This window comes from Acidovorax sp. KPB24-07 (assembly GCF_057543315.1).
Window position 1 is genome coordinate 1 of record NZ_BAAJYS010000933.1, and the last position, 596, is coordinate 596.

Consider the following 596-nt stretch of genomic DNA (forward strand, 5'->3'; position numbering starts at 1 on the left):
CGCGCGCGGCGAGATCGCCATCGGCGAGGGGCCGCTCAACCGCGCGGCGTTCGCCATCCACGCCGCGCTGCACGAGGCGCGGCCCGACATCGTGGCCGCCGCGCACACGCACTCCACGTACGGCAAGGCATGGTCCACGCTGGGGCGCACGCTCGATCCGCTGTCGCAGGACGCCTGCATCTTCTACGAGGACCATGCGCTGTTCGACGACTTCACGGGCGTAGTGTGGGAAACGGACGAGGGCTTTCGCATCAGCGAGGCGCTGGGCGCGCGCAAGGCGGTCATCCTGAAGAACCACGGCATCCTCACGGCCGGGCCCAGCGTGGAGTCGGCCGCGTGGTGGTACATCGCGCTGGAAAACGCCTGCCACACCCAGTTGCTGGCCGAGGCCGCCGGCACGCCGCAGCCCATCCGGCACGAGGTGGCGCGCCACACCCATGGGCAGATCGGCGGGCCGGGCGGGGCGCATTTCACGTTCAAGAGCCTGTTCGAGACCGTGGTGCGCGAAGACCCCGGGGTGCTGCAGTGAACGCACCGCTCACCGCCGGCCAGCGGGCCCGCACGCTGGCCGCCGAGTTCGGCGCGCGCGCGGCGGC

General features: G+C 72.1%; 1 protein-coding gene. It reads left to right on the forward strand.

Annotated elements, in window-relative coordinates; genetic code table 11:
* A partial coding sequence (locus AC27IQ_RS26755; protein ID WP_487091505.1) for a class II aldolase/adducin family protein occupies nt 1–529 on the forward strand: 529 nt, incomplete at its 5' end.
* Between the last annotated feature and the right edge of the window lie 67 nt (nt 530–596).